Origin of the sequence: Methanobrevibacter sp., assembly GCF_017432245.1 — an archaeon.
GTDB lineage: Archaea > Methanobacteriota > Methanobacteria > Methanobacteriales > Methanobacteriaceae > Methanobrevibacter.
The window spans coordinates 1-8,277 of the sequence record NZ_JAFRJO010000077.1; the positions used below are offsets into that span (position 1 = coordinate 1).

8 protein-coding genes are annotated in these 8,277 nt (G+C 32.3%); 3 read left to right on the forward strand and 5 right to left on the reverse strand.

Features of this window, described 5'->3' with window-relative positions; genetic code table 11:
* Both IJI80_RS06390 and IJI80_RS06395 read right to left on the reverse strand, forming a co-directional pair.
* Positions 1–382 (reverse strand): chloride channel protein (locus IJI80_RS06390; RefSeq protein ID WP_292788633.1); only part of this gene is annotated, 382 nt, incomplete at its 3' end.
* 110 nt (positions 383–492) lie between these two features.
* Positions 493–1,800 carry a prephenate dehydrogenase gene (locus tag IJI80_RS06395; RefSeq protein WP_292788635.1) on the reverse strand — a complete coding sequence of 436 codons (1,308 nt, stop codon included), beginning with the start codon at positions 1,798–1,800 and terminating at the stop codon, positions 493–495.
* A 254-nt stretch (positions 1,801–2,054) separates the two neighbouring features.
* Here IJI80_RS06395 and IJI80_RS06400 point away from each other — a divergent pair, with 254 nt between their 5' ends.
* From IJI80_RS06400 to IJI80_RS06410, 3 genes are all read left to right on the forward strand, one after another.
* Entirely contained in the window at positions 2,055–3,116 is a 1,062-nt protein-coding gene (locus tag IJI80_RS06400) for an mRNA surveillance protein pelota (protein ID WP_292788637.1), read from the forward strand.
* 177 nt (positions 3,117–3,293) lie between these two features.
* Positions 3,294–4,250 carry a cell wall biosynthesis protein gene (locus tag IJI80_RS06405; protein WP_292788638.1) on the forward strand — a complete coding sequence of 319 codons (957 nt, stop codon included), beginning with the start codon at positions 3,294–3,296 and terminating at the stop codon, positions 4,248–4,250.
* 79 nt (positions 4,251–4,329) lie between these two features.
* Positions 4,330–4,875, forward strand: a complete 546-nt coding sequence (locus IJI80_RS06410; protein ID WP_292788640.1) for a nitroreductase family protein — start codon at positions 4,330–4,332, stop codon at positions 4,873–4,875.
* 146 nt (positions 4,876–5,021) lie between these two features.
* Here the strand turns inward: IJI80_RS06410 and IJI80_RS06415 are convergent, their stop codons facing one another.
* From IJI80_RS06415 to cbiQ, 3 genes are all read right to left on the reverse strand, one after another.
* Positions 5,022–6,404: an NAD(P)/FAD-dependent oxidoreductase gene (locus IJI80_RS06415; protein WP_292788642.1), complete on the reverse strand. Its 1,383-nt coding sequence runs from the start codon at positions 6,402–6,404 to the stop codon at positions 5,022–5,024.
* Between the two features lie 279 nt (positions 6,405–6,683).
* Entirely contained in the window at positions 6,684–7,517 is an 834-nt protein-coding gene (locus IJI80_RS06420; protein ID WP_292788644.1) for an ATP-binding cassette domain-containing protein, read from the reverse strand.
* Between the two features lies 1 nt (position 7,518).
* Positions 7,519–8,211, reverse strand: a complete 693-nt coding sequence (gene cbiQ, locus IJI80_RS06425) for a cobalt ECF transporter T component CbiQ (RefSeq protein ID WP_292788646.1) — start codon at positions 8,209–8,211, stop codon at positions 7,519–7,521.
* Between the last annotated feature and the right edge of the window lie 66 nt (positions 8,212–8,277).

Here is an 8,277-nt window from a genome sequence, read left to right on the forward strand (position 1 = left end):
AAAGACCTCCAAGTGCTGTAAGGGTTCCTCCAATAAACTTGGCAATCAATGTCTTCCACCAGCATACATCAAAGTATCCTTTAACTTCACCCATAACTATTGGGATTCCGCTTCCTAAACTGTCCGGATCCCATTTCATTAGAAGGGCGGTAATAAATCCCATAATTGCAAGTATTGCAAACCATGCAATTGTCAGTAGGAAGTCACCTTGGATGTACTTTAATGTAGAAAATAGGAAGTTTTCGCTATTGTCCAATCCGAATCTGTATAATGACACAACTAATCCTGAGAATAAACCGATTAAAACAGCTTCTATAATCAGTTTGATGTAATATTTAGAATTGTCTACATTCAAACCCAATGTTTGCTTAATCATTTTCATGGTTTAACCTCAGTTTCATTATATTTTGCTTATTCATATTTTGTTAATTTTGGTTTAGCAGTATTGAAAAATAAAATTAATTTTTATTATCATTTATAAAATTATCATTATTATCTTGTAATTCCACCAAATCCTTCTATTAGCTTTTTACACTCTTCAATGGACTCTTTGTTTAATGATTGAATTGAAAAGGTGTAACTGATTTGATCTTCTTTTATAGGTTCCCCTTTGTAGATATCGATTATTTCAACATCAACAATATCATCAATTCTTTTTAAAGCGTCTTTGATGATGTGAGGATTTGATTTTCTCCTGAAGATCGCGCTAAGGTCTATTGTGTGAATTTTCTGATTCTTGACTTTCCAATTGAACAGTTCATCCTCATCCAGCATTTCAGCATTGGATATCTTTAGCTTTTTAACCTTTCCATTAGCATCTTCCAAGTACACGAAATCTACATCGATTTCCTTGATTTTTCCAACATGGATTGCATCTGAGTAAATATGCTTTAGCCCTACTTCCTGTCCCATAGATTGCATTAATTTATTATATTCCTGTGTAAGGGCGTTTATTGCCTTGTCACTCCTACCTAAAGCCCCTTGAATGTCTCCCATATGTCTTGTTGCTCTAAGGGCGATTTCAACAAACTCTTCCTCATCCTCGTTTGTCAATGCTTCCTTCAATTCGCTTATTGAATCAAAAAGCGCTTGCCTAATTTTTTCTCCACGCTTGTTCTCATGTTGGATTGAGTATGTAAGATAAGGATTTTGAGATACTATCCTAGCTATTGTATCAATCATTAGATTGTAGATTGGACTTTCATAGTTTTCAGTGTCCTTGATGTCAACTTGAAGCTTTTCAATAGCTGAAGCGGTAGAGATATATGAAAAGTGAGTCAAGACCTGTACAATTCCCATCATATCATCGTGGTGTTCTGGACTTGTTTCCACTATTCTCATACCCTTGTCTTCAAGGAACTTGTAGATTCTAGGGTACCAGTTTCCCTTTTCAATTGGTGTAAGAACTATAATTTGCCCTTTCAAATCAGTGGTTCTTGGACCAAAGACTGGGTGAGTCGGAATGAATTCAACTCCTTCTCCAATACATTCCTTCATTTTCCGACTAGGACCCTCTTTCACTGATGTTACATCAAGCATTAATGAGCCTTCCTTCATAAATGGCCCTAATTCCTCTATAACAGATTCAGTACTGGAAATAGGAACGGAAATAATCACGATATCGCTATCTTGAACAATTTTTTTGTTGTTATCACAATATTTTATTCCAAGTTCATCACTGACTTGCTTTCCGATAATTGCATCTCTACCGGTAATTGTAACATCAAAGTCAAAGTCTTTCAAATACCATGCTATGGTTCTTCCTAAACCCCGTGTTCCTCCAATAATTCCAATTTTCATTTTATTAGCTCTATTAGTTTTGTTTTAGAAATTGATAAAAATTATTTAAATTGATTTCAATAATCATTATTTTGAATATTATTTTTTTAAATTACTTAATTTTATATATTACCAATAATCATATTATATATTGTTTTATAATAATTATATACCTATTGAGTTTTTTATAATTTTTGATTAATTTTAATGAGAATAATTTATAATTTTAAAACTTTTATATGAAAACTTTTGCATGCTTTAATTGAGGTTTATTCATGAAAATAACTTATCAAGATAGAAAGAAAGGAATTATTGAACTTCTTCCTGAAACTTTAGATGACTTATGGCATCTATCTCACATAATCGCTGAGGGAGATACTGTTTACTCTAAGACAACAAGAAGGATTCAGGACAATACTGGAGATAAGTTAAGAAGTGATAGGGGAGTTAAAAAGACCTTTACTTTAGGGGTTTCAGTAGAGGATGTAAGTTTTCACATCTTCACTGGAAAGCTTAGGATAATCGGTTCCATCATTAAAGGTCCTGAAGACTTGATTCCTCTAGGATCTCACCATACAATTGAAGCGAAACTTAACACTCCCATTAAGATATTTAAGGAACATTGGTCCAGCTATGCATTGAAGAGAATCAATCAAGCCATTGAAGCTTCCAAGAAACTTTCTGCAATCATTGTTGTTTTGGAAGATGATGTTGCAGACTTCGGTTTGATGAGACAATTTGGAATTGAATATTATGGGCCAGTTATGGGAAATGTTTCCGGAAAAAGGATAGTTGATAAGAACAGGGCTAAGAATATTGAGAAATTCTATCAAAAGATTGTAGATTATATCCTCAAGTTTGACAATATTCAAACCATAGTTTTGGCAGGTCCAGGATTCTTTAAAAATGATTTCTTAAAGTATTTGGAGTTGAAGCATAAGGATTTGGCTAAAAAAGCCATAGTTGAAGCTACTGGCTCCGGTGGAAGAGTGGGAATCAATGAGGTTCTTAAAAAAGGAACAGTTGAAAAATTAGCTGCTGAAAATAGAGTTGCCTTTGAAATTGCAGCTATTAATGAAATCCTTCAGGAAATAGCAAAATCTTCAAATCTAGTTGTTTATGGTAAAAAGCAAGTGAAGGAAGCTATCAATTTAGGGGCTATTGAAAAGCTATTGGTTTTGGATAATCTAATCAGAAGTGAAGACTTGGAGGAATCCATGGATATGGTGGAGAACATGTCTGGTGAGGTTCTAGTCATAAGCAGCCAGCATGAAGGTGGAAAACAGCTTGAAGGATTAGGTGGAATGGCTGCTACCTTAAGGTATTCCATTAATTAATTGATTATTAATTCATTCAGATATTTTTAATTTTCTAAACAACTATTTCTTAGATTAATTTTATTTGACTTTTAAATAAACTAATATTTTAAAACTTAACATTATATATAATAAAAATTATAAAAATACTAATATTACTTTAAAAAAATTACATTAAAAAATTGAAGGATTTTAAACATGTTTTTAGAATTATTTATAGTATTTATTGCAACATTTTTAGGAACTGGGGCATTGAATATCATATTCCGTTTCTTAGGTAAAAGAGGATATATGGGAAATCTGTATGAGCCAGTACGTGGAGGCACTCCTCGTGCAATTGGTATAATCCCATTTATTGTAATTAGCTTATTTTTACCTGCAGGATTTAATAATCTTGTTTTAGTGATGGGATTATGTGCTCTTGTCGATGATGTGATAGGTAGAAGAAGAATAGCTAACTTGCCTATTGAAATTGGTCAGCTTGCTAGAGGAATAGGTATGTTATGCGTTATAGGATTAGGTTTTCCTCTTATGGGAGTTTCTTCTATTTTAGTTGCTTTAATGATTCAACCTATGAACATTGCAGATATGCAACCAGGATCTGCAGCCAGTGTGGTTATTATAATGAGTTTCTTTACAATTCTAGCTACTCTCATTATAGGTGCAGCACCTGTAGCACAGATTCCTGCATATTATGTTCCATTGCTCACTTTAGTAACATGTATAGCTTATTCTCCTTTAGATTTTTCAGGAAAAATCATGTTAGGTGAAGTGGGAAACCATACCTTTGCAATAGCTTTAGGAATAGGATTTTACATTCTTGGAGGATTTGCAGGAACCTTAATATTGTTTATTGTAACTACTGCATTGATTGCATACATTAGAAGAAGAAACTTATCTAGATTCCTTATTAATAAATTGCATATAAACAATCCGACTTTCGGGGATTTGTTTATGGATGTCTTAACCGGTGGAGGTTTAGGTGATTTATTCAGAAAAATCATTCTTGGTGAGCGTCAACAGGAAGTCACTGATAATTTATTGATTTCACTTGGATTTAGAAGATTGCTATACAATCCATATTCCCCTAATCTTGAAAGAGTAATTGAGAAGGATGTTAGAACAAAACCGACTGATTTGAGAAAGTTAAGCTAATCATTATGTTCTAACAAACTTATTAAATTAGATATTTTTTATTTTTAAATTAATTTCTATATTTTATTATGGTGATTTTATGAGTGATATTTTTGAAGTTATTAAAAATCGTAGAAGCGTAAGAGCTTACAAAGATGAACAAATTGAAGATGAAGAAATTGAACAAATTTTGGAAGCAGCTATTATGGCTCCTACTGCAAGAGGAGAAGCTCCATGGCATTTCACTGTAGTTCAAAACAAGGAAACTCTTGCAGATATCAATGATTCTGTACTTACTATATTATCCAATTCCGGTGATGAATTCCTTGAAGCAATAGCAGAATCTCGTGTTAATGTAATGCACAATGCTCCAACAGTTGTATTTGTTTCAGCTAAATCCGATGCAACCAATATGCAAGCAGACTGTTCTGCAGCTATTGAAAATATGCTTCTTGCAGCAGAAGGTTTGGATATCGGATCCTGTTGGTTAGGTCTTGTAGCTATTTACTTCAGTGTTGAAGAGAACTTGAAGAAACTCCATATCCCTGAAGGATACACTCCTTTGTATGGTGTCGCTTTAGGTTATAAGCTTGAGCCAAACGAACCAAACCCACGTAGTGATGTTTTCGTTAATTGGGTAAAATAAGATTATAAAAATTTTTTATTAAATTTTTATTAATTTTTATTTTTAATTTATTCATTAAACTATTTTTAAAAAAAGAAGCATTGATAAGATAGATTATCTTATCAATTTATATTTTTATACTAATTTCCTATTTTTTCTATTTTTATTTACATGATCTTTAAGATTTTATAATAAGCATCTGTAGATGGATGAACTTCAAGGAAGTCATCGAAATCCTCTTTAGTTATTCCCATATTCATTAGGAATGCAAGATAAGCAGTATCATCAATTGAAGATGGAGATATTTGGCTTGCTCTTACTATCTCTTCTGTTTCGCTATTGAGTGAAACCTTTGTAATTCCAGTTTCTCCTCTTAGGATTCTCCAGAATGCATGAGGGCCTCCAAGACCTGGAATGATTATATCTTCAATATTATCTTTCTCATCATCATCTTCAGATTCTGATGCTTTTTGAGTGAAGCTCACATCTAAATCCAATGTCAAGGATTGTGGAACGATTATGTCATCAAACTTATTCAAGTATCCTGCCATGTTTCTTGCTGCTGATATTCCTTCTTTTCTAGCATAGGGAGTGAGGGTGATTCCTCCTGTAACGTCTCCTGCAGCATAGATATTTGGATTTGAGGTTTGGAAGAATTCATTCACCTTAATTGAGCCATCATCATTCAAATCTACAATGTCTGCTACTATTTCTGAATTAGGAACTCTTCCAGTAGCTATTAATGTCTTTCCTTCAAATTCTCCCTTGTCTGTAATGATTGAGTTTTCAGTGATTTCCAAAACATTAGTGTTTTCACAGATATCCACTTCATTAATGAGCTTTTTAACCACATAAGATTTGATCTCCGGTTCCAGTTCCTTTAGAATTTCACTTCTTGCAATGATTTTCACTTCACTTCCAAAACTTGAGAATAGGTTTGATAATTCTGTAGCGATTATCCCTCCACCAACTATATTTAATTTGCTTGGAACTTCCTCCAAGGAAAGTACATCACTGCTTGTCAAAGCATATTTTGCTCCATCGATATTTGGAATAAATGGCCTTGCACCAGTGGCTATCAAAAGATTTTCTGCTTCATATAGGGATATTTCTTTATTTTTCACATTTTCTCTTTGAAGCTCATTGTCATTGTCTAATTTCACCTTAACTAAAATCTTATCATCGTCACTTATTTCTACACTGGCTTCCCCATAGATTACATTATTGTTAACGCTTTCATTTTCCTCTTGGTTGAGTCTGCGTAGCATGAGTTGGGTCTTTTTGATGTTGTCACAAGCAGACTTATAGTCAAGACTTATGTTTCCATCGATGAATCCGATTTCATTGAACCTTTTGAAAGTTCTTATGAAACGGCTGATGTCAGTAAGTGCACATACAACCATGCACCCTTCATTAAGACAGGTTCCTGCAATGTATTTTTTCTCAATAAGAAGTGTTTCCTCTCCCAATTTACCGAGTTCGAATGATCCAAGTCTTCCAGCAGGGCCTGCTCCAATAACAATGTTTTTAAATTTTTTTATTTCTTCCATATTATCCCTTGAATATTTTTAAATTAGTTGGTTTTATTAAGTCAGTATCAATTATTAAAATTAATAAATTAATTAATTAATTTTAGTATGTTTATTTTATTATAAAAATTTATTAATACATTTTTAAAAATAGATGTTTAAAATGAGGGATATTTGTTCTAATAAAAATAATTTTATGTAAAAATAGTGAAAAGTATTATTAATTTCTTCTGGGAGTAATACTTTATGGAGTTAAGTTATGATTAATTTTATGATTTAAAAAAAAATTAGTTTTAAGAATTAGTTCTTATTTAATAATTCCAAGAACTTCTCTTTAGCTTCGTCAATTGTTAAAGGATAATCGTTGTTCATGTCGAATCCTTCTTTTTCGAGGTCTTGGAAAAGTTCTGTAACAATAGGTACTTCTAAGTTTGCCTGATCAAGAATTTCAGGTTGTGCAAAAATCTCTTTAGGAGTTCCTTCTGCAATCAATAATCCGTCAACCAAAACGAAAACCTTTTTTGCGTAATTTGGAACCAAGTCAACTTCGTGGGTTGAAATTATGATTGTAATTCCTTCATCATTAAGTTCCTTTAATAATTTACTTAAACCTCTTACACCTTGAGGGTCTAAACCAGCGGTAGGTTCGTCTAAAACCATGATTTCCGGTTTCATTGCAAGAATTCCTGCAATAGCAACTCTTTTCTTTTGACCTCCACTTAAATGGTGAGGTGCCTTTTTCTCGAATCCGCTCATTCCTACACGAGCTAAGCTTTCAGTAACCCTTTTTTGAACCTCTTCCATAGGTAACTTTAAGTTTAAAGGTCCAAATGCTACATCTTCCTCTACAGTAGGTGCAAAAATTTGATCATCTGGGTTCTGGAATACGATTCCAACTTTTTGTCTAAATTTAAGCAAAGACTTTTTATCATATTTCAATTCTTCGCCATCGATGAACACTTTTCCTTCATCAGGTTCATAGATACCATTCAAATGAAGGAACAAAGTAGACTTTCCAGCACCATTTTTACCTAAAAGAGCAACCATTTCTCCTTTTTCTACTTTTAAGCTAACTCCTTTAAGTGCTTGATAATCCTTATTATAAGAATATTTAATATTTTGTACTTCTAACATTTTATTCCTCCTTTGGCGGTACATAAACCGGCAATTCTCCGTTATAACCTCTTGAATCTAAACTATGTTGTAATGTTTCACTTTTATCTAATGACCTTAAAAATATATTGCTTATAAGATCTGCTAAGCATCTCATTGAATTCATGTATGAATGATATCCCATTCTTGTTTTCTGTGCTTTCTGCATTGTGTCGATTTCATTTAGGAATATGAATATTGTATTGTACATTAATAATCCTATTTCAGTAAGAATCTTAGGAACTTTCAAGGTGTCCAAACAATGGAAGATCTTTGCAATTGGTGTTGTCAATGCAAGAAAACCTAATAAAGGGAAACATCCTAAAACTCTAAAGAATGTATAAAGACCATAATGCCATGAGTCATCAGTAACTACAATGCCGAATATTCCTGTTTCGTAAATTACTTCTCCATTTCCAAAGAAGAATATCAAGAACAGACATGTTATTACAAGAAATGCCATAGGTATTGTCAAGAATTTCAAATAAGATCTTAAGCTGATTTTTGCTACTCCCAATATTATAATTGAGAATAAAATGAAAATAAAGACATCAAAATATAGATTATCCAATGCTAAAGTAACTATCAATAAGATTATTGTTAAAAACAACTTAAAATAAGGGTTTGTTTCACTTAATTCATTATTGTGAGCAATATAATCCATATCAAATTTCATAAAATCACTAAAATTTTATTCATTATTAAAAATTTCTAAAAATATTTTTTTTATTAAAAATCTTTA